This is a genomic window from Brevibacterium moorei (assembly GCF_024580735.1).
Taxonomy (GTDB): Bacteria; Actinomycetota; Actinomycetes; order Actinomycetales; family Brevibacteriaceae; genus Brevibacterium; species Brevibacterium moorei.
Map to the genome: position 1 here is coordinate 43,764 of NZ_JANIJX010000015.1, position 22,462 is coordinate 66,225.

Here is a 22,462-nt window from a genome sequence, read left to right on the forward strand (position 1 = left end):
GCAGGACTCAGACCAGGCCGGACAGCGGCCAGGCCAGCAGGCAGCCCAGCCCGGCCGCGACCACCAGGGTCAACAGCCAGGTGCTCCCCACCTTCAGGGCCAGCTCCAGGTGGACGCGGTTGGGCCGGGCCCCGATCTGGGTGCCCAGATTGGCCCCGACCACCGACCAGGCGGTGGAGAACGGGGCCCGGAAGACGAAGGTCGACACGTAGAGCACGGCGGAGGCGACCAGCCCGGCCACCGCACCGCGCACCGGTTCCAGCGAAACCATCCGCATACTCACCGTGCGCGCCACCCGCCAGCCGCCGGTGGCGGTGCCCAGGCCCAGTGCACAGGCCACGGCCAGCAGCAGCCACAGCGGCCGCTGGGCTCCGAGCCCGGCACCGCCGGGCAGGGCGTGGACCGCGCCCCAGGCGAAGAACAGCACCGCGCCGATCTTCTGCGCATCCTGCACCCCGTGGACCAGGGACAGCAGGGCCACCCCAACGCTCGAGGCCATGCGGAACACGCGCAGCAGGGGTTTGGCCGGCCGTGCCCGGACCACCTGCAGTACCACCCGGGTGACAAGCAGGGAACACAGCCAGGCGATGACGGGCGCCAGCAGCAGGGGCAGCCCGACCGCCAGAAGGGATGCGCGGTCGGGCCCGGTGAATCCGAAGATCACGGCCGCGCCGGCCAGCCCGCCGAACAGGCAATGGGTGGAACTCACCGGCACCGCCATCAGGTACGTTGCGACGTTGATCAGCAGCGCCGCCGACAGGCCCGCCAGCATCGTCAGCAGGATCGTGCGCGGGTCCTCGCTGAAGTGCAGCAGGGCGTCGGTCACGGCATCGGCGATCCCCTGGCCCAACAGGGCGCCCACCACGGTGAAACCGGTGGCCAGGGTGACTGCGGGGCCGGGTCGCAGAGCACGGGTGGCCACGGCGTTGCCGACCACCACTCCCATATCGTGGAAACCGTTGGCGAAGGCGAAGACCAGGCCCAGAACGAGGACCCCGGTGAGAAGTTCGATCACGGGTCGGCGCCTAGGATTCGCGGATGGCGATCTCGGCGACCACCCGGGCGATCGCCTTGCAGCCGCTGGACGCCTGGATGAACGCGTTCGACAGCGACATCGCGGCCGCCAGATAGGTCAGGCCCAGGCGTGCCGCCGGCACCGCGTCTGACACCTGCTGTTGCAGGGCGATCGCACGGTTGTGCAGGCTGTTCATCCGGTCGACGTAGTCCCATTGATCGACCTTCGCACCCAGCCGCTGGGCCATCCTGATGGTCTGGTCGGCCTGTTGGGAGAGCAACGAGAGCATCTCCAGCACTCCCACGGGCAGATCGTCGAACGCCGAGGACGTCATGGCGAAACCGACCGCGTCCAGGCGGTGGTTGACGTCGCGGATCGTATCGGAGAGGGCGTAGAGTTCCCTCCGGTCCAATGGCGGCAGATAGTTCTCCCGCAGCAGGCGCAACATGGCACCGGCGGACTCATCGGCCCGGTCGCTGATCGAGTGCATCCGTTTGACCGCCTGCCGGCGTTCGGCTGCGGGGATCCCGGAGAGTTCGGCCAACACCAGGTTCGCATCGCGCAGATGTTCGGTCTGGGTGACCAGGAGGGAGAAGAACGCCGAATCGTGGGCAGAGCGACGAAGTGGCACGGTTCCTCTTTCCGTGATGATAGGGATGCCGGACTGAGAGCGCCTCTCGGCGGTAGGCCGCTCGAAGCGGCGATTTTTGGAGCCCGGGGCTTCAGCAGCCCGACATCCGCGTCCAGCGTATCAGTTCAGGCTTCCGGCCCGGTAATCCCGGGCGGCGCAGGCCAGGTCCTCGGCCAGCCGGACGAAATTGCCGAGGCCGGGATCCGGTGTATCCGCCGTCGTGCCGGGGTCCGCTGCGCGCCCGGTCGCGGCCACGGACACGAAGGCCGAGGCACGGGCCAGCGCATCGGCGAAGTCGCCCAGGAAGGCCCCGGTGAGGATTTCGTCGGCGGTCCGCGCGACCTCGGCGGGTCCCGGTGGTTCCTGCACTCCGGCGACGACCTGGGCCGCGGTCAACCGCCTGGCACCGGGGTCGGCGGTATGCCCCAGACCGTTCGTATACCACTGTGCGGCTTGTCTCCCGTGGCCCTGGATCCAGGCGCGCAGTGCGTACAGACGGAACAGCGCGCCGGGCAGGCTGACCGGCGGACACGAGGCCCACATCCGGGTGACGGTGTCCATTCCGAATTCCTCGGCCAGGGTGACGAAACGGCGGGCGGATGCGGCATTGCGCGGCAGGTCCGGGCCCGTCACCAGGAGGGATGCGAGCTCATGGGCGAGTTCCGCGCGGGCCGCGGGGTCCAGACCGGTGTCCGGCCCGTCCAAGTCGGCACGTTTGACGGGCCGGTGATAGGCCCGGCCCTGGTTCCGGTTCGGGGTTTCACTCACCCGCACATCGTACCCGGCTCCCATCATCCTTTCGGCCGGCGATGACAGGATGGGGCTCTGCACCATCCGCCGGCGAAAGGAATCTCACGTGGCGAATTCGATGAAGGCCCTCCCCCGGGCGGCGCGCCTGCCATTGGCATCGCGCATCCTGGGCAAGGCGGTATCGGTCCAGCGGCCGGTCGTCCTGGCCTATCTGCGCGCAGTCCGCAGGGCCCACCCGGATGTCGGACCGGACCGGATCGCCCGGATCGTGACAAATCATTACCTGTGGGCGACCACGGGCAGCGGTGCAGCTGTGGGTGCGGGCGCTGTGGTCCCGGGCATCGGCACTGCCGTCGGCCTGGGCCTGGCGACCGCGGAGACCGGCGCCTTCCTCGAGCTCACGGCGCTCTACGCGCAGTCCCTGGCGGAGCTCTCCGGGGTCGAGGTCGCCGACGAGCAGCGGGCCAATGCGCTGGTGCTGGGTGTGGTGTTGGGCTCCTCGGGGCAGAAGGTGATCCGGCAGTTCGCCCAGCGCGCCGCGGGCGCCAGAGGTGCGTCCAGGGCCAGGGGCGCCGGCGCTTCCGGTGCGGGTGCGCGCCCGAGCGCCGCACAGAACGCCCTGGACATGATGGAGCGCGATCAGAACGACAGCTGGATGTCGTTGGTCGCCGGAACCCTGCCGCAGACCGCGGTCAATGCACTGGCGAAGAAGCTCAAGCAGATGCTGGTGAAGAAGTACGCTGCCGGCACCGTCGGTTCGGTGCTGGGCACCGCTCTGCCCTTCGGCGTCGGCGCCCTGGTCGGCGGGTCCGTCAACCACTCGATGGCCCGCCGGGTCGCTTCGAACGCACGGATCACCTTCGGCACCTTCCCGGAGGACTTCACCCCCGGGACCGACCCGCGCAGATCATCGCAGAAGGCGGATGCGGACCTGTTGGGCGGGTTGCGCCGGGCCCTGGGCGCCGGCCGGGCCAAGCGCGGGGCCGAAGCCCCTGCTCCCGATGCGCACACCCCGGAGATCGCCGAGGTCGTCGTCGCGGACGAACCCGACGACGGCCGGCCGCGCACGCACCGGAGCCCGGGCGGCAGGCGCGGGCGCCGGCGGCCGGATATCCGGCTGTAAGCCGGTGCTGCCCGGGCGGTCTCAGGCCTGGTATGCGCTGACGTCGCCGACCAACTTGGTGTGATCGGCGGGGACGGGTTCGACGGCGGCCGCGGCGACCTCGGCGGCGAATTCCGACACGGTGTACAGACGGCCGGCCTGCTTGCGGCTGGCCTCGATCGCACCCGGATTGGACCGTTCCAGCAGGGTTGCCGTGATCGTGCCCTCGATCATGTCCCCGGAGACCACGGTGAACCCGATGCCCTTGGCGTCCAGTTCGCCGATCAGGCCACGCAGTGCCTGCTCGCCGGCGTTCTTCGACCGCGCCACCGGGGCGTAGTCGGCCATCTGCGGGGCGGTTTCGACGAAGTGGGCCTGGTGGCTGGTCACGAAGACCACGCGGGCGCCGCTGGACAGCAGCGGCAGCGCGGTGCGCAGCGCATTGACCTGGGCATCGCGGTTGAGTTTCAGGGCATAGTCCTCTGCCATCCCCGACTCCATCCCGCCCGAGGCGTTCAGGACCAGGATGTCGAGCTTGCCGAAGTGTTCGCGGATCTGCTCGAACATCGCGGTGACGGATTCCGGATCCGTCAGGTCGGCGCCGATGGTGGGCGCCTGGACCCCGTATGCCTCCTGCAGCTTGGTCGCCAGGCGCTGCGCGCGCGGGGCCTTGTTGCGGTAGTTGATGACGACATCGGCGCCGGCCGCGGCCAGGTAGCCCGCGGTGTCAGCGCCGATTCCGCGCGAGGATCCGGTCACCAGGGCGACCTTGCCGGTCAGGCTACCTGCCGGGATGGGGGTTTCAGGGGCGTTCTCTTCGCTTACAGTCTCAGACACAGCGAATCAGGCTATCAGACGGGGTGGGGCGTCGGTCAGGCGGCCTGTTGTGCCTGCCGCCCATGCTCTGACTCGCTCCCCCGGCTCACTTCGTCACGGAGCCGACTGTCAGCCATTCGACGTCGGAGCCGCAGGCCCTCATATCCGTTTGCCGGAGGAACACGGACTTCTTCGAATCCGGCGGGTAGATCCTCCACCCGGCCGCGGATTCGACCTTGCAGCGTCCGGCCAGCGGGCCGCCATCGTCGCCGATGTTGACCGCCTTGAGCGTGGCATGTGCGGAATCGCCCGGCGCCAGGGTGACCCGGCCGGGGTCCGGCGCGCCATGTGCTGCCGCCTTTCCGAGTTGTTCGCCCTTATCGCCGGCGACGGCAGAAACGCCCGGATGACCGTTGAGGTGGCAGCTCGTCTCCCCTTGGTTCTTGAAGGTGATCGTGAAGTAGCGGGAGCCAGCTGCGGCGTCCTCCGGGGTCATCGTGACGTGCAGAGCCGCCGTCGTGCAGAGCCCGTCCGTCTTCGACGGGTCCTGCCCCGGTTCGGTCCCTGCTGTGGACGCCGGGGCCTGGGCGGAGCCGTCATCGGGGGCCGTCGGCGCTGCGGGGGCACCCGGTTGTGTGACCTGCTCGGTTGGGGCGGGGGCGCCGGTCGTTTGGGATGCACCCGAGCACGCGGCAAGGGGTACCGCGATTCCGATGGCCAGGGCGAGCGCCGCGCCGGGCCGGACTATGCGATACATGGGAAGGCCTCCTGTACATCGATGTGCTTCGCGTACCCTCCACGCTACTCCGGGAAGACGATTGTGGCGGCTCGCAGAGTGCTGCGGAACACAGACATCGATTATTCGGGCATGTTCTCATCCAAGCCGTCCACCGGGCGGCTCCACCACTGGACCTCACGGGAAGGCTTGGGAACAATGATGTTTCAGGCACTACCTGCACTGCACTCCCCCGCGGTAACCCTCCTGGCCGAGGGCGATTCCGCCGCAACCGCAACCGCCGTCGGCTCCGAACCCCGGCTGTTGGCAGCGACCATCATCGGTTTCGCCGTCATCATCGCGCTCATCACCTGGCTCAAGGTCTCGCCGTTCCTGGCCCTGACCGTGGGGGCGCTGGGAGTGGGGATCGGTGCCGGCATGGCCCCGGCGGACGCTCTGACCAGTTTCACCAAGGGATTCGGCGACACCGCCGGCGGCGTGGGCGTGCTCATCGCCCTGGGTGCCATGTTCGGCAAGATGCTGGCCGACTCCGGCGGCGCCGACCGGATCGTCGATACGCTCGTCGACCGGTCCAGCCCGCGCTTCCTACCGTGGACCATGGCAGTGGTCGGCTCGGTGATCGGCCTGCCCATGTTTTTCGAGATCGGCTTGGTGCTGCTCATCCCGATCATCATCCTGGTCACCCGGCGTTCGGGCCTGCCGCTGATGAAGATCGCGATCCCGACCCTGTCCGGACTGTCCACCATGCACGGCCTGGTGCCGCCGCACCCCGGACCCCTCATCGCCATCGACGCCCTCAAGGCCAACCTGGGGTTGACCCTGGCGCTGGGCATTCTGGTGGCCATTCCGACTCTGATCATCGCCGGTCCCCTGTTCTCCGGATTCGCCGCGCGCTGGGCCCCTGTGCCCGTGCCGCCGCTGTTCGGCGTGCCGGACCAGTACCGTACGGGGCCGGGCAACGACCCGCAGGAACAGGAGCGCGTGTCACGGAAGTTCAAGCACGGGGAGCAGGCCGGTGCCCAGACACCCGCAGGCGCCACCGCCGACGAGGACGCGCCTTTCACCCCCACTCGCAGACCCCCGTTCGGCAACGCCCTGGCCTCGATCCTGTTGCCGGTCGTGCTCATGCTGCTCAAGGCGATCGTCGAGGTCTTCGCGCCCGCTAGCTCCGGCTTCCTCTGGCACCTGATCGACTTCCTCGGCACACCCGCCGTGGCCCTGCTGATCACGGTGTTCGTCAGCATCTTCACCCTGGGCCTGCCATCTGGCATGGGGCGCGCACAGGTCGCCAAGACGCTCGAGTCCTCGGTTCCGCCCATCGCTGGGATCATCCTCATCGTGGGCGCCGGCGGTGCCTTCAAGCAGATCCTGGTGGACACCGGCATCGGTACGGTCATCACGGCCGGCGTGCTGGGCACTGGCGTGTCGATCGTCCTGTTGGGCTGGCTGGTGTCGGCCCTGGTGCGTGTGGCCACCGGTTCGGCGACCGTGGCGACGGTGACCGCAGCCGGCCTCATGGCACCCGCGGCCGCAGAATTGCCCACCGCCGAGGTCTCGCTGCTGGTTTTGGCCGTGGGGGCCGGCTCCGTGTTCCTCTCGCACGTCAACGATGCGGGGTTCTGGCTGGTCAAGCAGTACCTGGGCACCAGCGTCACGCAGACCTTCAAGACCTGGACGGTGCTGGAGTCGCTCATCTCGGTGGTGGGCCTGCTGGGTGCGCTGCTCCTGGACGTCTTCATCTAGAGGGCGGCCCTCTGAATGCGACGAAGGCCCCTCACCCGGCGTTTTGCCTGGTGAGGGGCCTTGTCTGCGGTGGACCTTGCTGGGTACTTGTCAAACCCCAGAAAGCCTGTTCTGACGCTGATCAGGCGCGCTCTCAAGGGAAAGAAGCTCTCTGGTGTTCGTCCGGAGCGTCAGCCCGTCCAGGACGAGCGGGGTGAGGTGGTCGCGAAACCGCTCGTGAGTCAAACCCGTTTGAACGCCCAGAGTCGCGCGGAACTACTCGCTGCCTACTCGGAAGGTGCACCGGTGCAGGAGCTGGCGAAGCGGTTCGGGGTGCATCGAGGCACGGTGCACGCGCTGGCACGACGGGCGGGACTGCGGCCTCGAAACGGGCCTGAGCTTCCTAATTCGGTGCGTGAGGAGGCTGCTCGGCTGTATGCCAATGGTCTGACGTTGCTCGACGCGGGACGACAGCTTGGGATCAGCAACGACGCGGTACGAGCCGCTGTGGTCTCGTGCGGGGGCACGATCCGTCCGAAGGGTCGGCGTCCTCGCGTGGCATGACCTTCTTCGCAGACCTGAGCGCCCCCTGATTCCCGGAAATCAGAGGGCGCTCTCGTACCTAGCGGACCTGGTCAGTGCCGTCGCGTCGGGTGCTCTCCACGTTGACCTGGCTCCGCGGCGACGAGCATCAGGAGTCTCTGTTCGAGGCCGGACGGTCCCGGTGCGTGCTGGTCAGCAACCCGCACCGTGACCCCTGCTTCTTCGAGCTGATCGATGATGCGCATGTTCTCGCCTGGTCGGCGGCCGAGTCGTGCCAGATCAGAAACGATGACGGTGGAGATCTCTCCGTTCGCGCCGGCTTCGAGTAGCCGCTCCAACTCGTGTCCCGTGGAACCGATGTCGGTGAACGTGCATCAGACCCCCTCGTCACCCTGCACGAAAGCGACAACGCGGCGCGTGAACACATCACCGCTCACGCCCAGGAGGGTAAGGCGATCACTGTCGCTACGAACGACGAAGCCGCCGCGCTGAACGAGCGCATCCGTACTGGTCGGGTCGAGCGCGGCGAGGTCGACGACATCGTGACAGAGACCGGGAGTGACGGGCTGAGCATCGGTTCCGGTGACCTCATCCAGACGAGGAAGAACAGCAGCGACCTGGGTGTGGCAAACCGGCAGCAGTGGATCGTGCAACACGTCACTGAGGACGGCACCGTCTATGCCCGCGGGGTCGGCAGCGGCCGAAAGCACCGGCGCACGGTCGCGCTCCCGCCCGAGTATGTGGGCGAGCATGCGCACCTGTCCTATGCCGCGACCGCCTACGGCGTCCAAGGCGCGACCGTCGATGCGTCTCACACGGTGCTGTCGGAGGCGACCAGCGCGGCAGGCGTCTACGTCGGCATGACCCGAGGCCGCGAGCAGAACCAACTGCACGTCGTTGCGGAGAACCTGGCCGACGCCAGGGCCCAGTTCATCGAGGCGATGGAACGCGACCCGGCAGACCGCGGCCTCGACTACGCCACCGCCCAAGCCGTCGAAGCCGTGCGTGGACTTGCCGCGGATGGCCCTGTTCGGCTCGTCACCGACGAACTCGCACGCCTTGACGAGGAAGCCGAGCGCGCACACCGGCAGGCGCAACGGTGGGAGAAGGCCGCCGCATACCTCGACGCCCAACGCGCTGCGCACCGGGCCGAGGACGACGAAGACGCCGCGACGCTCCACCGGGTAGAGGACGAGGCCGCGCGTCTCCGTGCCGAGGTCACTGCGCCGCTGACCATGCAGGCCGAGGCGGACGGCGCGGCCTACGTCGCCGTCATCGACACTGAGGCGGCCGCGAGTGCCCGCCTCGCGACCGTGGGACCGTTCGGCAGACGCAAGGCCCGCACCGAACATCGCACCGCAACCGAACAAGTCCGGACTACCCGCGCCCAGCTCCGCGACGCCTGGGATGCCGAGCCGCCCCGCACCCTCGAAGCGCTCCCTGCCTGGATGGCCCAGGCAGCAGCGCGCCGAGCCGAGACCGACCCCCGCGTCGGCGACGCCGACCGTGCCGTCCACGCAGCACACTCCCAGCAGAAAGCAACCCAGCAGCGACACCAGCGTGAGCGCACGGCGTTGCTGGTCAGCGGGTACGGAACTGAACACACCCGCCGAGACCAGTTCGGCATGCGCACGGTCAACCCGCACCGCGACGCCGCCGACGCCCGCACACGGGCCGCCCTAATCCGCGCCGAAGCCCGTGAACTCCGCAACCTCCCGGTGAGCGATGCCGCGCGGCGCATCGAGGCCAACCGCGCTCAGCAGGAGCAGGAACAGGCGAGGCGGCGAGCGGAGCGGCGGGAACGGCAGCTCCACGACCCGTTCGAGCACGAGTCCCGTCGCCCCGGGCCGCATCGAGACGGAGCAGCACGCAGCTTGTGACGGGGCACTCACGTACTACGAGACGCAGCCTGCGTTCATTCACGAGAGAAGGGCGTGATCTTGTTCGTGTAGCAACGGCTTGATACAGCGAGGCCTATCAGATTCTCGGTACAGGTGGTGTCGTGATGGCCGGACCGGCGTTGACGGCGTAATCGTCCACCTGCACAGCCATCTCGGCCACGTTCGGCACATTCTCCAGATGGACATCGGCAGTCTTCCCCACGAGCACTTCCTGGAGTGCCTCACACTGCTGGCCACCGAGGTCGAGCCGTGCATCGACGCCTCCTCGCCAAGGAGGTCTGAGTTCACCCGCTGCCCGTGTCATCTCGTTCGGGCGGCCCTTCGCCGTGCCTCAAGCGGCAGGCGCTCCCGACACGTCGATGACCAGCTTGCCGCGCACCCGGCCTTCCTCGAGCACCTCATACGCGGCAGGCGCCTGCGCCAGGGGGAAGACGCGTTCCAGCACGACGCGCAGCGCACCGGTCTGCAACCAGCTGCCGAGCCGAGCGAGATCGCTCGAATCGACTCTCGTCAGCACGGTGCGGGCCGTGATGCGTGCGAGCGCGCTGCCCACCGCACGTCTCACGATCGGGCCGCCGGGTCCCAGGATCCTGCCTCCGCCCGCCGCCCCGATCGTGACGACGACGCCCTCCGGGGCGAGGATGCGGCGGAGGGTCGAGGCGCGCGCCGTGCAGACGGTGTCGATCACGACGTCGTAGGGCCCGCGCGGTGTCTCACCCACCGTGTAGTCGAAGACGTCGTCCGCTCCGAGACCACGGACCATGTCGATGCTGCGCGCAGAGCACACGGCATCCACCCGGGAGGCCCCCAGCAGACGGGCGATCTGCACGGCGAGGTGGCCGACGCCACCGGCGGCGCCCCACACCAGGACACGTCCGCCGGGTTCGGGGCCGCCGGCGTCCCGAAGCGCCTGCATGGCGGTGAGGCCGGCGAGTGAGCTCGCCGCCGCGGCGGAGGGATCGACGCCCGGCGGCAGAACCGCGAACCACTCGGGATCGACGTCGACGTACTCGGCGATCGAACCGGTCCGCTGCGCCGTCGCGGGGATCGTGCCGAAGACCCGCTCCCCCACTGCGACACCGGTCACACCCGCGCCGACCTCGGCGACGACACCGGCGAAGTCCTCCCCGACGCCCTGCAGCCCCTGCCGCGCCGCGCCGGGTCTGCGCAGACGCATGATCCACGGATCTCCGCGGTAGAGATGCCAGTCGACGGGGTTCACCGACGCCGTGAGCACGCGGACGAGGACCCGATCGGCACCGACCCGTGGCGTCGGCACCTCGGCGACCGCGAGCCCAGCCGCCGAGGTGTACCCGTCGTGCACGAGCGCGCGCATCGGCTCAGGCCTGCTCGGGTGCGACGCGCACGAGCATCTTGCCGGTGTTCGCACCGCGCATCATGTCGAGGAAGGCATCGACGGTGTTCTCGATGCCGTCCACGATGGTCTCGTCGTAAGAGATCCTTCCCTCCGCGAACCAGCCCGTCATCTTCTCCCGGAACTCGGGGGCCAGGTGGAGGTGGGCCGCCAGGGTGAAGCCCCGGAGCGTGAGCGCGCGGGTGATGATGTTCGCCATGTTGTCCGGCCCGGGCAGGCGCGTCGTGGTGTTGTATCCGGCGATCGCCCCGCAGAGCGCCGCGCGACCGCCGTCGTTGAAGGCATCGAGCGCTGCTTCGAGGTGGCCTCCGCCCACATTGTCGAAGAAGACGTCGATGCCGTCCGGTGCGGCCGCGGCGAGCTGGCCGCGCACGTCGCCGTCCTTGTAGTCGAACGCCGCGTCGTACCCGTACTTCTCGGTCAGCAGCGCCACCTTCTCCGGCGATCCGGCCGAGCCCACCACCCGGCCCGCGCCGAGGAGCTTCGCGATCTGCCCGACCGCGGTGCCCACCGCGCCCGCGGCACCGGAGACGAACACCGTGTCGCCCTCCTTCATGCCGGCGATCGCCGTCAGCCCGACATACGCGGTCAGACCGGTCATCCCCAGGATGTGCAACCGCAGAGACGAGGGCACGCCGGGTGTCTCGGGAACGATCTGGAACGTAGATGCGGCATCCTGCGCCGTGTCCGTCCAGCCGTGCTGGTGCAGCACCAGCGACCCCACGGGCATGTCGGCGACCGTCGAGGCCACCACCCGGCCGATCGCCCCGCCCGCGATCGTCTCCCCCAGCGCGTAGGGGGCGACGTACGAGCGCGTGTCGTTCATCCTTCCGCGCATGTACGGGTCGACGGACACGTATTCGTTCCGCACACGCACCTGGCCGGGTTCCAGCGGCCCGTACGGGACCCGCACGACCCGGAAGTCCTCCGGAGCGGGCCAGCCGATCGGGCGTGCCGCGAGCTGGATCTGAGTGCTGACGAAATCAGACATGGAACGGTTTCTTCCTTCTCGATGGGATCCTCGGTGGGATCTGTATGCGCACGCGGCCCCGACGGGGCACGCGTCAGAGTGCGAGGCCGATCGCCAGGGTGATCACGCCGAGCGCCGGGATCACACCCTGCTTGAGGGCGGCTGCGGACTTGTCCGGACTGGACAGCGCCAGCACCAGCGCGGCGGCGGACATCGAACCGGCGGCGCTGAACACCAGCGCCGCCCCGACGGCCGTGCCGCCCAGGGCGACGAAGACGATGCCGACGATCACGACGATCGCCAGGAACAGGTTGTAGAAGCCCTGGTTGAACGCCATCCCCTTCGTCGCCCTCGCCTCTGCCTCATCCGTTCCGAACGTCGCCCACGTGCGCGGGCTCGTCCACGCGACGGACTCCAGGTAGAAGATGTAGACGTGCACCAGCGCGGCGACGCCCGCGAGCACGAGACCTGCGACGATCATGATGTTGCCCCTTTCACGGACTCTCGCCCGTGTTCTGTAACGACTCTTCCAATATATACTGGAAAGAACGTTACGGAAAGAAGGCGGGCGATGTCACGCACGCAGAGCTTCGATCGGGATGCGGTCGTGCACGCCGCGCGGACGCTGTTCTGGCAATGCGGCTACGAGGACGCATCCATCCCCGCGCTCGAACACGCCACCGGACTGAGCCGATCCAGCATCTACAACACTTTCGGATCCAAGCGGGGACTCTTCGACGCGGCGGTGCAGAGCTATCTCGACGACATCGTCCGCCCGCGGCTTCGCCCGCTGCAGACCGATCCCGTCGATCGGGATGCGATCCTCGCGTACCTCACCGGGCTCCGCGACGCGTTCCGGCGAAGGGATTCGATGCCCGCCGCCAACGGCTGCCTGCTCATCAACGCGGCCGGCGCATCCATCGCCCACGACGAGCAGATCGCCCGCACCATCGCCGAGTACCGCACCGAGCTGCACACGGCGATCTCTCGCGGCATCGCCGCACACGAGCCGGAGGGCGATCCCGCGGACCGGGCGCGCCTCGTCGACGCGGTGACAGGACTGGTCGTCGCGGCGTTCGCCCTCGCGCGCATCGACCACGCACAGGCGGCGGACGGGCTCACCACGGCGATCCGGCTCGTCGAGGAGGGCATGCGGCGCTGACGGCTCGAGGATCGGCCGGAGTCCATCAGGAGACCGGACCGACGCCGACCACGAGCATCGGAACCCGCCGGGCATGTCCGCGGACGCAGGTCAGGTCGGTGCGACGTCCCCATGCTCCGAGGACTCCAGCGGTGCCTCGCCACGCAGGCGCCGGCAGCATCCACCGCCGGGTTTCACGCGGGGAACAGTCTCACCGCTGGCCGTGCTCGTGCCGCTGCGACAGCACGAGGGGGAAGGGTCATTCGAAGGCTCCTGAGAGTGAAGTGATCTGGGCGATGGCGTCTCCGGCATTAGCGGGGATGGGGAAGGCTCGACCGACAAGATCGTCGGGTAGGTCTGCGTGATCGCGGTTGATGCGGATGAGTCTGGCGTTCGGCAGGGCACGAGCGAGCTGTTCACTGGGCCAGCGGATCACGCCGGGCGTGTTGAAACCAGCACCGATTTCCACGATGGCAAGGGAGTCCCCACTCTCCCGTGTTTCGGCGAGCCAGTCGTTGAGGCGGCCGAGACCGGGCTGGAAGTGATCGTTGATGTACCAGGCTCCGGCGTACACGTTGAGGAACACCTGGCCGCCGCAGTTCGGGCAGGTCGAGATCGCCTCGGGAGCGACCTTCCCCGTCCCCGGGTCATAGGCGTCAAGGGCGGCACGGATGATGGGCTCGGATGGCCAGACTTCGCGGGTGCAGGGAGTGAGGCATTGGTACAGTCCGTAGTCGCCTTGCGGGGTGTACATACGATCGGTGTCGAACCCGTTGCGCGAGAAGAGCTGGTCGACATTCGAGGTCATCACGAAGTAGTCGCGGTCGCCAACCATGCCCCGTAGTTGCTGGTATAGCGGTGACGGTGCGGAGTTGAACCGAATGTCGCTCGTGTGCACGGCCCAGAATCCCCAGAGGTACTCGGGCGGCAGGTCGCGGCCGATCATCTCGTAGCGCGCTCGTAGCCCGGCCTGGTGGAGCACGGGGAACAGCTCCGCGAAACGCTCCTGGTCGGTGTAGTCGAACCCGGCTGCAGCGGAGAGTCCCGCGCCGGCGGTGACGAGTACCCGATCAGCGTCGGCAATCCACGAAGCGGCGTCGCGCATGTCCGTCATGTCAGTACCTCCGTGATGGCGTCGAGGTAGACGGCTTCATCTGTGGGCGTGAATGCAGAAACGAGGGGTTCGATGCGGCTCTCCGGGTGGTTGGTGAGCCAGTCGCGGATGGTGCGGATTGCGACGCCTGCCCCGGCGTCCTTCGGGTAGCCGAACACCCCGGTGGAGATGGAGCAGAACCCGACGGTACGAATGCCGCCGTTGCGCCTCCGCGGCGTCGAGGATCGAGCGATAGCAAGACGCCAATGCGGCTTCATCCGCAGCTGTGGGCCGGTGGCTCGGCACGATCGGACCGATAGTGTGGATCAGATACGAGGCCGGCAGGTGATACGCGGCGGTCAGTGTCGCGCTGCCGGTGGGTTCCGCGTGTCCCTGACGTCGCATGTGTTCGGCGCACTCTTCGCGCAACGCCGGACCGGCTGCGGCATGGATCACGTTGTCGATGCAGACATGGCCTGGAACGAAGCATCCCAGCATGCGGTCGTTCGCGGCATTCACGATCGCATCAGCTCGCAGAACGGTCAAGTCACCTCGCCACAGCCGCATCCGCTCCGCGACCGAGTCGGATGAGATTCCCTGCTCGGCCAAGGTGGGAAGCGCTTCGGCCTCTGTTGATCCTCGCCGGCGTCGGGCGGGGCATCGCGACGCTGCTGCAGGCCACGGCGATCACCGACCGGTGGGGGCCGCGCGCCTACGGGCACCTGTCCGCGGTGATGGGCGTCGCGGTGCTGCTGGCCACGGCGATCGCGCCCTGGGCGGGCACGTTCCTGGCCTGGGCGACGGGCAGCTACGCGACCGGATTCGCCGTGCTGGCAGGCCTCGCCGCAGTCGGCACCGTCCTGCTCCTGCTGAGCGCCCGCCCGCACCCTGCCAGGCAACCCGAGGCAACCCGGGCCGAGCCGGCCACGGCCTGAGACGACCCCCTCGCGACCGCGGATCATGGACGGGGCGCGGCGGCGGCATCCTACCGGCTTCCGGGGGCGAGGTGGGTGCGGAGTTCGGTGACCGCGAGTTTCGCGGTGCGTCCGGCGCCGATGAGGGTTGCCGATGCGAATCCGGTCCAGTCGCCGTATCCGAGCAGATGCAGGCCGGGATGATCGACCGAGCGGGTTCCCGCGGTGGCCGGGTGCCCGCCGGTGAGGGTGAGGCCGAGCGGGGCGAGGTGATCGAGGTGCGGGGCGAACCCGGTGCACCAGATGACCGCGTCGCACGCATACTCGCGCCCGCTACTCCACGCCACGCCCGTCGAGGTGAGCCGGTCGAACATCGGGACCGCGTGGAGGACGCCACGGTCGCGGGCCTCGCGCACCGGGGGCACCATGACGATGTCGCCGAGCCCGGCCACCCCGTCATGGCGGACCCCGGCGCGCTGGGCGGCGGCGCGGGCGGTGGCGACGTCGAAGAGCACCCGCCCGTCGACGTCGTCGGGCATGAACCGCGGCGGGCGCGCCGTGACCCAGAGGGTGTCGGCGACAGTGGAGACTTCGGCGAGGATCTGCGCGGCGGAGTTCCCTCCGCCGACGACCACGACCCGCTGCCCGGAAAACCGCTCCGGCGTCCGATAGTCAACGGTGTGCAACTGCGGGCCGGTGAACGCGTCCTGCCCCGGATAGGCGGGAACATGGGGGCTCTGCCAGGTACCGGTGGCGCTGATCACCGCCCGCGCCACCCATTCGCCCCGGTCAGTGCCCACCACGAAGGCTCCCGCATCCCAGCGGACCTGGTGGACGCGGACGGGCCGGTGAACGGGGAGCTCGTAGCGTGCTTCGTAGTCGGCGAGGTATTGGGCGACGTGTGCGGCGGTCGGGAACGTCTCCCCGGGCTGGGGTGGCATCGGCCAGCCCGGGAGCGGGCTGTACTGGGCCGGGGAGAACAGCCGCAGGGACTCCCATCCGTGCCGCCACGCCCCGCCCGGCCCGGTCTGGGCGTCGAGGATGACGAAGTCCAGGCCGGACCGCCGCAGGTAGAAGCCCGCGGCGAGCCCGGCCTGACCGCCGCCGATGACGACGACATCGATCACGCAGACGCCACCTGCTCCTCACCCAGCAGCTCGGCGACCAGGGCTCGGATGCGTGCCTTGATGTCGTCGCGGATGGGGCGGACGGCGTCGATGCCCTGGCCTGCGGGGTCGTCGAGCTTCCAGTCCTCGTAGCGCTTGCCGGGGAAGAACGGGCAGGCGTCGCCGCACCCCATGGTGATGACCACGTCGGAGGCCTGCACGGCCTCGGTCGTGAGCACCTTGGGCTGCTCCGCGGTGATGTCGATGCCGTCCTCCCGCATCGCTTCGACGGCGACGGGGTTGATCTGCTCGGCGGGCATCGACCCGGCGGATCGGACTTCGATGCGACCGGTGGCGTAGTGGCGGAGGTAGCCGGCGACCATTTGGGAGCGGCCCGCGTTGTGCACGCACACGAACAGCACGGAGGGCTTGGGATCAGTCATGGCAGGTCTCTGCTTTCAGTCGGTGAGGAGGGAGTCGATGAGGGTGCGGACGCGGGCGGCGATGTCGTCGCGGATCGCGAGCACCCCGTCCGGGGATGCCAGTGCGGGGTCGGCGACCGGCCAGTCCTCGTAGCGGACGCCGGGCACGACCGGGCAGACGTCGCCGCATCCCATCGTGATCACCACGTCGGCGGCGCGGATCGCGTCGTCGGTGAGCGGCTTCGGGAACGCTTCTTCTGCCTCGGTTCCGGTGCCGGTGATCTCGGTGATGAGGTCCCGCACGTGCGGGTGGATGCCGGCGGCCGGGGTCGACCCGGCCGAGCGGGCCACGACCCGCCCTCCCGAGAGCTGCCGGGTGAGGGCGGCGGCGAGCTGGGAGCGGCCGGCGTTCGCCACGCACACGAACAGCACCTGCGGCGGCGCGGTCGCCCGGTCTCTCGTGAGGTCGGCGAGGCGTTGCTTGGCGAACCGCTCGGTCAGCGGGACGAGGTAGCGGGTGATCTTCGCCGACCTCGCCAGCGCGGTGAAGGAGTCGCGCACGATCCCGGTCACCGTCGCCGCCGGCAGTTCCGGGGTGCGGGCGGCGAGATCCGCGGCGAGATGGGTGATGTGCGCATCCATGTCGGCGAACTCCCCGAAGTCCGCAGACGGAGTCGTCGAGGCGGGGGCGACCACTGCGGGGGCGAAGGCCTCCAGCAGCGCGGTCACCGCCCCGCGCCGATCGACGGGGATGGAGTACCAGACCCAGGTGCCGCGCCGTTCGGAATCGAGCAGCCCCACGGTCTTGAGGACCTTCAGATGGTGGGAGACGGTGGGCTGGGAGACGTCGGCGAGTTCGGCGAGATCGCACACGCAGGACTCGCCGCGCGGATCGGTCGCGATCGCCGAGAGCATCCGCAGCCGCAGCGGATCGGCGAGGGCTTTGAGCGTGCCCGCGAGAGCCTGCGCGATCTCGGCGCCGATGGCCGGTGCGGCGCTGGGCGCGCAAACCTCGTCACCGGCTGCGAGGGTGTCGGTCATGAGCGTGCCTCCACGGCGTAGGGATCGGTGTGGAACCAGCTGCGGGCGGCCCACAGGGAGACGTAGACGAGGCCGACGAGCACGGGCACCTCGATCAGCGGGCCGACGACACCGGCGAGGGCCTGCCCGCTGGTCGCACCGAAGGTGCCGATGGCGACCGCGATCGCGAGCTCGAAGTTGTTGCCCGCTGCGGTGAACGCGAGCGTGGTCGAGCGGGCGTAGTTCAGGCCGATGCCCTTGCCGAGCAGGAGTCCTGCGAACCACATGATCGCGAAGTACGCCAGCAGTGGCAGCGCGATCCGTGCGACATCCCACGGCTGCGACGTGATCGCCTCGCCCTGCAGGGCGAACAGCAGCACGATCGTGAAAAGGAGACCATAGAGCGCGAACGGGCCGATCACGGGGATGAACTTCCCCTCGTACCAGTCGCGCCCCTTCGCCTGCTCGCCGAAGTAGCGGGTGAGGAACCCCGCCAGGAGCGGGACGCCGAGGAAGACGAGCACGTTGAGCGCGATCTGCCCGACCGAGACGTCCAGTCCCTGGGTGTCGAGGCCGAGCCAGCCCGGCAGGATGGTGAGGTAGAACCAGCCGAGCAGCGAGAACGCGATCACCTGGAACACCGAGTTGATGAACACCAGCACGGCGGTCGCTTCGCGGTCGCCGCAGGCGAGGTCGTTCCAGATCACCACCATCGCGATGCAGCGGGCCAGGCCGACGATGATGAGGCCGGTGCGGTACTCGGGCAGATCCGGGAGGAAGACCCACGCGAGCGCGAACATCACGGCCGGGCCGACCAGCCAGTTCAAGATCAGGGAGGAGACGAGGAGCTTCTTATCGCCGGTGACGGCGGCGACCTTGTCGTAGCGGACCTTCGCGAGCACCGGGTACATCATGACGAGCAGGCCGAGCCCGATCGGCACCGAGATGCCGCCGACCTCCATGCGGGCGAGCATCTCGGAGAGTGCCGGGATGAAGCGGCCGAGCAGGAGGCCCGCGACCATGGCGAGGCCGATCCACACAGGCAGCCACCGGTCGAGGGTGGAGAGGCGCGCGGGCTTGACGCGAACAGTAGTTGCGGTACTCATGCGATCAGGCTCTCGATCTTGCCTGCGATGACGGGCTTCGGGTGCGCGCCGATGAGCACGTCCACGCGCTCACCATCCCGGTAGAAGCCGAGCGTCGGGATCGACGTCACCCCCGCCGCCATCACGGCATCGGGGTTCTGGTCGGCGTCGAGCTTGACGATCTTCACCCGGCCGTCGTACTCGCCGGCGAGGTCTTCCAGGATCGGGGCGATCGCCTTGCACGGCCCGCACCAGGCCGCCCAGATATCGACCACCACAGGGAGATCGGACTGGATCACCTCGGCCTCGAACGTGGCATCGGTCACGGTCATGGTCGCGCTCATGCGGACACCTCCAGAAGTTCAGAATCAAGGTCCTCGGCAGGCAGGCCGGCGAGGAAGTGCTGCGCGTCGAGGGCGGCAGCGCACCCGGTCCCCGCGGCGGTGATCGCCTGCCGGTAACGGCGGTCGACGAGATCCCCGGCGGCGAACACGCCCGGCAGGTTCGTCGCGGTCGTGGGGTGCTCGACGAGCACGTAGCCGTCGTCGTCGAGGTCGACCTGGCCGGTCAGCAGCTCCGAGCGCGGGTCGTGTCCGATCGCGACGAACACCCCGGTCACGGGCAGGACGCGCTCCTCGCCGGTGCCGGTGTCGCGCAACCGGAGGCCCTCGACGCGGGTCTCGCCAAGGATGCCCGCGACCTCGCTGTTCCAGGAGACCTCGATCTTCGGATCCGCGAGCACCCGCTCGGCCATGATCTTCGACGCCCGGAACGCCTCACGCCGGTGCACGATCGTCACCTTCGACGCGAAGCGGGTCAGGAACAAGGCTTCCTCCATCGCGGAGTCCCCGCCGCCGATGACGGCGATCTCCTGGTCGCGGAAGAAGAATCCGTCACAGGTCGCGCACCACGACAAGCCGTGCCCCGACAGCCGCTCCTCTTCGGGCAGCCCGAGCTTGCGGTAGGCGGAGCCGGTGGTGAGGATCACACTGCGCGCCTCGAAGGTCTCGCCCGCACCCGTCTCGATCCTCTTGACGGCGCCAGCCAGGTCGATGCGGGTCGCGTCATCGAGGAGGATGCGGGCGCCGAAGCGCTCGGCCTGCGCCCGCATCGACTCCATCAGATCCGGACCCTGCACCCCGTCCGTGAACCCCGGGAAGTTCTCCACCTCGGTCGTCGTCATCAGCGAACCACCCGCCGACACCGACCCCGCGATCACCACCGGCGCAAGCCCCGCCCGAGCCGCGTACACCGCGGCCGTATACCCCGCCGGACCAGACCCGACAATCACTACCTGTTGCATCGACATGCTTCTATATTCACACTCATCGAATCAGCCCGCAAGTGGGATCGTCGCCCGCCGCGAAGTGTTTGCCCGGTGTTCACCTCGCCGCACGCTCGGGCAGATGATCGATCGGGCTGGCCTCAAGAGTGCCTTGATCGGTGACGGTGTAGCGCAGGGCTCCCTCGACGCTGATGCCGAAGAGGTCGCAGATGCGTCGGATGTCGCCGCCGGTCTGCTCGACTTCGTAGAGAATCCGGTCGGTGCGCAGCGCCTGGGCGGTGACACCGGCTTTCTTCCAGGGGAAGTTCCGGCTGGGCGGCGAGAGACGGGGCGCGGTCTGGGTGGTAACGAGCAGGTAGGGGTTCTTCGTCTCAGGCCAGCGTGTAGCGCGTCGATGAAGCCGGGCCTGGCACGGGCGGGCGGGCGCACCTGCGGGTATGAGACCTCTTCCTGATGCCCCCGATCGCTCCTCCGCGGCAGTCGTGCCGGTGTCGGTGCCGCTGCTCGTACTCGACGTCCAGTCCGATGGCACGCTGACCGCGCGGCTCGATGGGCAGGAGCTGGCTCCGCCGGATGGGGTGGAGGCGTGGCGGCGGGGGATGTTCGGGCAGATCGTTGACCTGGCCACGATGGAGCGGGCGTTCCCGGTGCGGGTGACCGTCCACGAGAGCGACGGCACCAGGTTCACCGACATCCTCCCTGCCGCCCATCGCCCGGTCGTGCAGCCCGACCCGGCCCCGGAATCCGCGCGGCCGTCGCGGCGTCGGGGCCGGCCCGCAGCACTGGTTGAGGTCGACGGTGGTGACGGGTTCATCGCCGGAGAAGACGTGGCGGTCGCGCTGATCATCGCCCGCACCGACGCCACCTACGAAGGGCACGTCCGCGCGCTCCTGGATCCCAGGACCATCGCCGCTGTGAAAGCGGGCGAGGTGGTGCTGGTCGGGCGAGTCTCGGGTGCGATTGCGATCCGGGGCCTGTCGTGACCGGCCCCCAGACCCGCCCCGGGAGCGGGGCGATGGGAGACGAGCTGACCAACCTCGTCCTCATCGCCATCGGCGGAATCATCGGGGTCGCGTTCGTGCTGCGCGCCGCCGGCAGCGTGGCGGCATTCCTCACCGGCACCGACCAACCGACCGCAGGCGCGACCGGCGGCATTGCCGTGTTCTTCGATCCCGGTGATCCGGGCGGGCAGCTCGGCGCTGACGACCTGAACCCGGTCGTCTACTGGATCGTCACCACCGTCATGCTCGGCGCCCTCGCCGCGGCCGGCATCTGGGCATCGCGACTGTTCCGGAGGATGACGCGGCAGGCCGCCGCCGACCCGCACCGGCAGGCAGGCGTCGCGACCGGGCACGAGGTCGCCCAGACGGCGTCGGCGCGGGCGTTGATGCGCCGCGCCAGCACCCTCCGACCCGCGCTTGATGATCCGCGTCCGGTGGATGTCGGGTACCGGTTGGGGCAGTCGCGGCGGTGCGAGGTGTGGGCGAGCGTGGAGGACTCGATCCTGCTGATCGGCCCGCCCCGCTCCGGGAAGGGCCTGCACCTGGTGATCCCCGCGATCCTCGACGCTCCCGGCGCCGTCGTCACCACCAGCACCCGCCCGGACAACCTCACCGCCTGCCTGCGCGCGAGAAAGCGTGTCGGCCCGGTCGCGGTGTTCGACCCGCAGCACCTCGCCGAAGGCCTCCCCGCCGGGCTGCGGTGGTCACCGATCCGGGGCTGCGAGTCCCCGCAGACCGCGATGATCCGCGCCGCCGGCCTCGCCTCCGCCACCGGCCTTTCTTCAGGCGGGGTCGAGGGCGGCGACTTCTGGGAAGGCAAGACCCGGGCAGCACTCCAAGCCCTGCTGCACGCCGCCGCCCTGGATGGCCGGTCGCCGGTCGAGCTGTTCCGGTGGACGCTCGACCCCACGAGCGCGGCGGATGCGGTCGCGATCCTCACCAACCACCCGCAGGCCGCGACCGGGTGGGCGGACTCGCTCGCCTCGATGATCGACTCCGATCCGCGCACCCGAGACTCGATCTGCAAGGCGTCTCCCTCTCCCTGGCTGCCCTCGCAGACCCGCGGGTGCTCGATGCGGTCTCCCCGGCAGAGGGCGAGGAGTTCGACCCAGAAGCCTTCATCCGCGACCGCGGCACGTTGTTCCTCCTCGCGACCGGTGCCGGAGCGGGCAACAGTGCCGCGCTGGTCGCCGCGCTGGTGGAGGATCTGATCGAGACCGCCCGCCGACTCGCCGCCCGCTCCACCGGGGCCAGGCTCGACCCGCCGATGCTGCTGGCCCTGGACGAGATCGGCAACCTCGCCCCGCTGCCGTCGCTGCCGACGTTGATGGCCGAAGGCGGCGGCACCGGGATCACCACCCTCGCGGTGCTCCAGTCCCTCGCCCAAGCCCGGGACAAGTGGAACGAGCACCAGGCCGGCGCGATCTGGGATGCCTCCATCGTGAAAGTCCTCCTCGGCGGCGCCTCCAACAGTCGTGATCTCCAAGACCTGTCCACGCTGATCGGGGAACGCGACGAGCTGACCGACTCCACCACGGTCGGCGACTATGGCTCCCGCTCCAACCAGCGCTCGATCCGCCGGGTGCTGATCCTGCCCCCGGACCGGATCAGGACGCTCCCGTTCGGCACCGCCGTCACGCTGCTCCGATCCGCGCCGCCGATCATCACCGATCTGCGCGGCTGGCCCACCCGCCCCGACGGGACACAGCTCGCTGCGGATCGGGCCGAGGTCGAACAGCTCCTCCACAACGTCCACCAGAGCTGATTCCGTCGCGGAGCTCGCAGGGTCGGGTGAGTGCACCTGCCTGCTGAAGCCGCCCACGTCAGAGGTGCG

At 69.2% G+C, this 22,462-nt stretch carries 25 protein-coding genes and 1 pseudogene; 8 read left to right on the top strand and 18 right to left on the bottom strand.

The window, feature by feature from the left end; genetic code table 11:
• Positions 1-7 precede the first annotated feature (7 nt).
• The 3 genes from NQ034_RS10685 to NQ034_RS10695 all read right to left on the bottom strand — a co-directional run bounded on the left by NQ034_RS10685 (position 8) and on the right by NQ034_RS10695 (position 2,414).
• Positions 8-1,015, bottom strand: coding sequence for an inorganic phosphate transporter (locus NQ034_RS10685; protein ID WP_257048810.1), 1,008 nt, complete (start codon positions 1,013-1,015; stop codon positions 8-10).
• 10 nt (positions 1,016-1,025) lie between these two features.
• Positions 1,026-1,646 (bottom strand): DUF47 domain-containing protein, encoded by a 621-nt coding sequence (locus NQ034_RS10690; RefSeq protein ID WP_257048811.1) that lies wholly within the window; start codon positions 1,644-1,646, stop codon positions 1,026-1,028.
• Between the two features lie 120 nt (positions 1,647-1,766).
• Positions 1,767-2,414, bottom strand: a complete 648-nt coding sequence (locus tag NQ034_RS10695; protein WP_257048812.1) for a hypothetical protein — start codon at positions 2,412-2,414, stop codon at positions 1,767-1,769.
• A gap of 88 nt (positions 2,415-2,502) precedes the next feature.
• Between NQ034_RS10695 and NQ034_RS10700 the strand changes: the two genes are divergently transcribed.
• The gene (locus NQ034_RS10700; protein ID WP_257048813.1) at positions 2,503-3,519 is read left to right on the top strand and encodes a hypothetical protein; all 1,017 of its coding nucleotides are present in this window, start codon (positions 2,503-2,505) and stop codon (positions 3,517-3,519) included.
• 21 nt (positions 3,520-3,540) lie between these two features.
• Here NQ034_RS10700 and NQ034_RS10705 read toward each other — a convergent pair whose 3' ends face one another.
• Positions 3,541-4,335: an SDR family oxidoreductase gene (locus NQ034_RS10705; protein ID WP_257048814.1), complete on the bottom strand. Its 795-nt coding sequence runs from the start codon at positions 4,333-4,335 to the stop codon at positions 3,541-3,543.
• A gap of 85 nt (positions 4,336-4,420) precedes the next feature.
• Positions 4,421-5,071: a DUF4232 domain-containing protein gene (locus NQ034_RS10710; RefSeq protein WP_257048816.1), complete on the bottom strand. Its 651-nt coding sequence runs from the start codon at positions 5,069-5,071 to the stop codon at positions 4,421-4,423.
• 180 nt (positions 5,072-5,251) lie between these two features.
• On the opposite strand from NQ034_RS10710, the gene NQ034_RS10715 reads away from it, so the two are divergent.
• On the top strand, positions 5,252-6,793 hold the full coding sequence (locus NQ034_RS10715) for a GntP family permease (protein ID WP_373456781.1): 1,542 nt from the start codon (positions 5,252-5,254) through the stop codon (positions 6,791-6,793).
• A 216-nt stretch (positions 6,794-7,009) separates the two neighbouring features.
• Positions 7,010-7,336, top strand: coding sequence for a helix-turn-helix domain-containing protein (locus tag NQ034_RS16445; protein ID WP_373567203.1), 327 nt, complete (start codon positions 7,010-7,012; stop codon positions 7,334-7,336).
• A 71-nt stretch (positions 7,337-7,407) separates the two neighbouring features.
• Here NQ034_RS16445 and NQ034_RS16450 read toward each other — a convergent pair whose 3' ends face one another.
• Positions 7,408-7,653: a recombinase family protein gene (locus NQ034_RS16450; RefSeq protein WP_373456772.1), complete on the bottom strand. Its 246-nt coding sequence runs from the start codon at positions 7,651-7,653 to the stop codon at positions 7,408-7,410.
• 3 nt (positions 7,654-7,656) lie between these two features.
• Between NQ034_RS16450 and NQ034_RS10725 the strand changes: the two genes are divergently transcribed.
• Complete coding sequence (locus NQ034_RS10725; protein WP_257048819.1) at positions 7,657-9,195, top strand: hypothetical protein; 1,539 nt, start codon at positions 7,657-7,659, stop codon at positions 9,193-9,195.
• Between the two features lie 97 nt (positions 9,196-9,292).
• On the opposite strand, the gene NQ034_RS10730 is transcribed toward NQ034_RS10725, so the two are convergent.
• From NQ034_RS10730 to NQ034_RS10745, 4 genes are all read right to left on the bottom strand, one after another.
• On the bottom strand, positions 9,293-9,418 hold the full coding sequence (locus NQ034_RS10730; protein WP_257048820.1) for a hypothetical protein: 126 nt from the start codon (positions 9,416-9,418) through the stop codon (positions 9,293-9,295).
• A gap of 129 nt (positions 9,419-9,547) precedes the next feature.
• The gene (locus NQ034_RS10735) at positions 9,548-10,540 is read right to left on the bottom strand and encodes an NAD(P)-dependent alcohol dehydrogenase (protein WP_257048821.1); all 993 of its coding nucleotides are present in this window, start codon (positions 10,538-10,540) and stop codon (positions 9,548-9,550) included.
• Positions 10,541-10,556: 16 nt separating this feature from the next.
• Complete coding sequence (locus tag NQ034_RS10740; RefSeq protein WP_257048823.1) at positions 10,557-11,582, bottom strand: NADP-dependent oxidoreductase; 1,026 nt, start codon at positions 11,580-11,582, stop codon at positions 10,557-10,559.
• Positions 11,583-11,655: 73 nt separating this feature from the next.
• Complete coding sequence (locus tag NQ034_RS10745) at positions 11,656-12,042, bottom strand: DUF1304 domain-containing protein (protein WP_257048824.1); 387 nt, start codon at positions 12,040-12,042, stop codon at positions 11,656-11,658.
• Positions 12,043-12,132: 90 nt separating this feature from the next.
• On the opposite strand from NQ034_RS10745, the gene NQ034_RS10750 reads away from it, so the two are divergent.
• Positions 12,133-12,723: a TetR/AcrR family transcriptional regulator gene (locus tag NQ034_RS10750; protein WP_257048825.1), complete on the top strand. Its 591-nt coding sequence runs from the start codon at positions 12,133-12,135 to the stop codon at positions 12,721-12,723.
• 238 nt (positions 12,724-12,961) lie between these two features.
• Here the strand turns inward: NQ034_RS10750 and NQ034_RS10755 are convergent, their stop codons facing one another.
• Entirely contained in the window at positions 12,962-13,816 is an 855-nt protein-coding gene (locus tag NQ034_RS10755) for an SIR2 family NAD-dependent protein deacylase (protein ID WP_257048826.1), read from the bottom strand.
• A 36-nt stretch (positions 13,817-13,852) separates the two neighbouring features.
• Positions 13,853-14,362: a macro domain-containing protein gene (locus tag NQ034_RS16455; protein WP_373567204.1), complete on the bottom strand. Its 510-nt coding sequence runs from the start codon at positions 14,360-14,362 to the stop codon at positions 13,853-13,855.
• A 20-nt stretch (positions 14,363-14,382) separates the two neighbouring features.
• Here NQ034_RS16455 and NQ034_RS10765 point away from each other — a divergent pair, with 20 nt between their 5' ends.
• A complete protein-coding gene (locus NQ034_RS10765; RefSeq protein ID WP_257048828.1) occupies positions 14,383-14,730 on the top strand; it encodes an MFS transporter in 348 nt (115 codons plus the stop codon).
• A 50-nt stretch (positions 14,731-14,780) separates the two neighbouring features.
• Here NQ034_RS10765 and NQ034_RS10770 read toward each other — a convergent pair whose 3' ends face one another.
• Genes NQ034_RS10770 through trxB form a run of 6 tightly spaced genes read right to left on the bottom strand, consistent with a single transcriptional unit; the run spans position 14,781 to position 19,651 of the window.
• Positions 14,781-15,836, bottom strand: a complete 1,056-nt coding sequence (locus NQ034_RS10770) for an ArsO family NAD(P)H-dependent flavin-containing monooxygenase (RefSeq protein ID WP_257048829.1) — start codon at positions 15,834-15,836, stop codon at positions 14,781-14,783.
• A complete protein-coding gene (locus NQ034_RS10775) occupies positions 15,833-16,258 on the bottom strand; it encodes an arsenate reductase ArsC (RefSeq protein WP_257048830.1) in 426 nt (141 codons plus the stop codon). The genes NQ034_RS10770 and NQ034_RS10775 overlap by 4 nt, the downstream gene beginning before the upstream one ends.
• A 15-nt stretch (positions 16,259-16,273) precedes the next feature.
• Positions 16,274-17,278 (bottom strand): metalloregulator ArsR/SmtB family transcription factor, encoded by a 1,005-nt coding sequence (locus NQ034_RS10780; RefSeq protein ID WP_257048831.1) that lies wholly within the window; start codon positions 17,276-17,278, stop codon positions 16,274-16,276.
• On the bottom strand, positions 17,275-18,363 hold the full coding sequence (gene arsB, locus NQ034_RS10785) for an ACR3 family arsenite efflux transporter (RefSeq protein ID WP_257048832.1): 1,089 nt from the start codon (positions 18,361-18,363) through the stop codon (positions 17,275-17,277). Before arsB ends, NQ034_RS10780 begins: the two co-directional genes overlap by 4 nt.
• Positions 18,360-18,686 carry a thioredoxin gene (gene trxA, locus NQ034_RS10790; protein WP_257048833.1) on the bottom strand — a complete coding sequence of 109 codons (327 nt, stop codon included), beginning with the start codon at positions 18,684-18,686 and terminating at the stop codon, positions 18,360-18,362. Before trxA ends, arsB begins: the two co-directional genes overlap by 4 nt.
• A complete protein-coding gene (gene trxB, locus NQ034_RS10795) occupies positions 18,683-19,651 on the bottom strand; it encodes a thioredoxin-disulfide reductase (protein ID WP_257048835.1) in 969 nt (322 codons plus the stop codon). The genes trxA and trxB overlap by 4 nt, the downstream gene beginning before the upstream one ends.
• Positions 19,652-20,064: 413 nt before the next feature.
• Between trxB and NQ034_RS10800 the strand changes: the two genes are divergently transcribed.
• Together NQ034_RS10800 and NQ034_RS10805 are read left to right on the top strand one after the other, a co-directional pair.
• A complete protein-coding gene (locus NQ034_RS10800; RefSeq protein ID WP_257048836.1) occupies positions 20,065-20,610 on the top strand; it encodes a hypothetical protein in 546 nt (181 codons plus the stop codon).
• Positions 20,611-20,642: 32 nt separating this feature from the next.
• Positions 20,643-22,393: pseudogene (locus NQ034_RS10805) on the top strand (type IV secretory system conjugative DNA transfer family protein).
• Positions 22,394-22,462: the final 69 nt, after the last annotated feature.

Coding starts and splice junctions, on each gene's coding strand:
- NQ034_RS10710 (WP_257048816.1), bottom strand. CDS start 5,071: ATGTATCGCATAGTCCGGCCCGGCGCGGCGCTCGCCCTGGCCATCGGA.
- NQ034_RS10715 (WP_373456781.1), top strand. CDS start 5,252: ATGTTTCAGGCACTACCTGCACTGCACTCCCCCGCGGTAACCCTCCTG.
- NQ034_RS10740 (WP_257048823.1), bottom strand. CDS start 11,582: ATGTCTGATTTCGTCAGCACTCAGATCCAGCTCGCGGCACGCCCGATC.
- NQ034_RS10745 (WP_257048824.1), bottom strand. CDS start 12,042: ATGATCGTCGCAGGTCTCGTGCTCGCGGGCGTCGCCGCGCTGGTGCAC.
- NQ034_RS10750 (WP_257048825.1), top strand. CDS start 12,133: ATGTCACGCACGCAGAGCTTCGATCGGGATGCGGTCGTGCACGCCGCG.
- NQ034_RS10755 (WP_257048826.1), bottom strand. CDS start 13,816: ATGACGGACATGCGCGACGCCGCTTCGTGGATTGCCGACGCTGATCGG.
- NQ034_RS16455 (WP_373567204.1), bottom strand. CDS start 14,362: ATGCGGCTGTGGCGAGGTGACTTGACCGTTCTGCGAGCTGATGCGATC.
- NQ034_RS10765 (WP_257048828.1), top strand. CDS start 14,383: ATGAGATTCCCTGCTCGGCCAAGGTGGGAAGCGCTTCGGCCTCTGTTG.
- NQ034_RS10775 (WP_257048830.1), bottom strand. CDS start 16,258: ATGACTGATCCCAAGCCCTCCGTGCTGTTCGTGTGCGTGCACAACGCG.
- NQ034_RS10780 (WP_257048831.1), bottom strand. CDS start 17,278: ATGACCGACACCCTCGCAGCCGGTGACGAGGTTTGCGCGCCCAGCGCC.
- arsB (WP_257048832.1), bottom strand. CDS start 18,363: ATGAGTACCGCAACTACTGTTCGCGTCAAGCCCGCGCGCCTCTCCACC.
- trxA (WP_257048833.1), bottom strand. CDS start 18,686: ATGAGCGCGACCATGACCGTGACCGATGCCACGTTCGAGGCCGAGGTG.
- trxB (WP_257048835.1), bottom strand. CDS start 19,651: ATGTCGATGCAACAGGTAGTGATTGTCGGGTCTGGTCCGGCGGGGTAT.
- NQ034_RS10800 (WP_257048836.1), top strand. CDS start 20,065: ATGAGACCTCTTCCTGATGCCCCCGATCGCTCCTCCGCGGCAGTCGTG.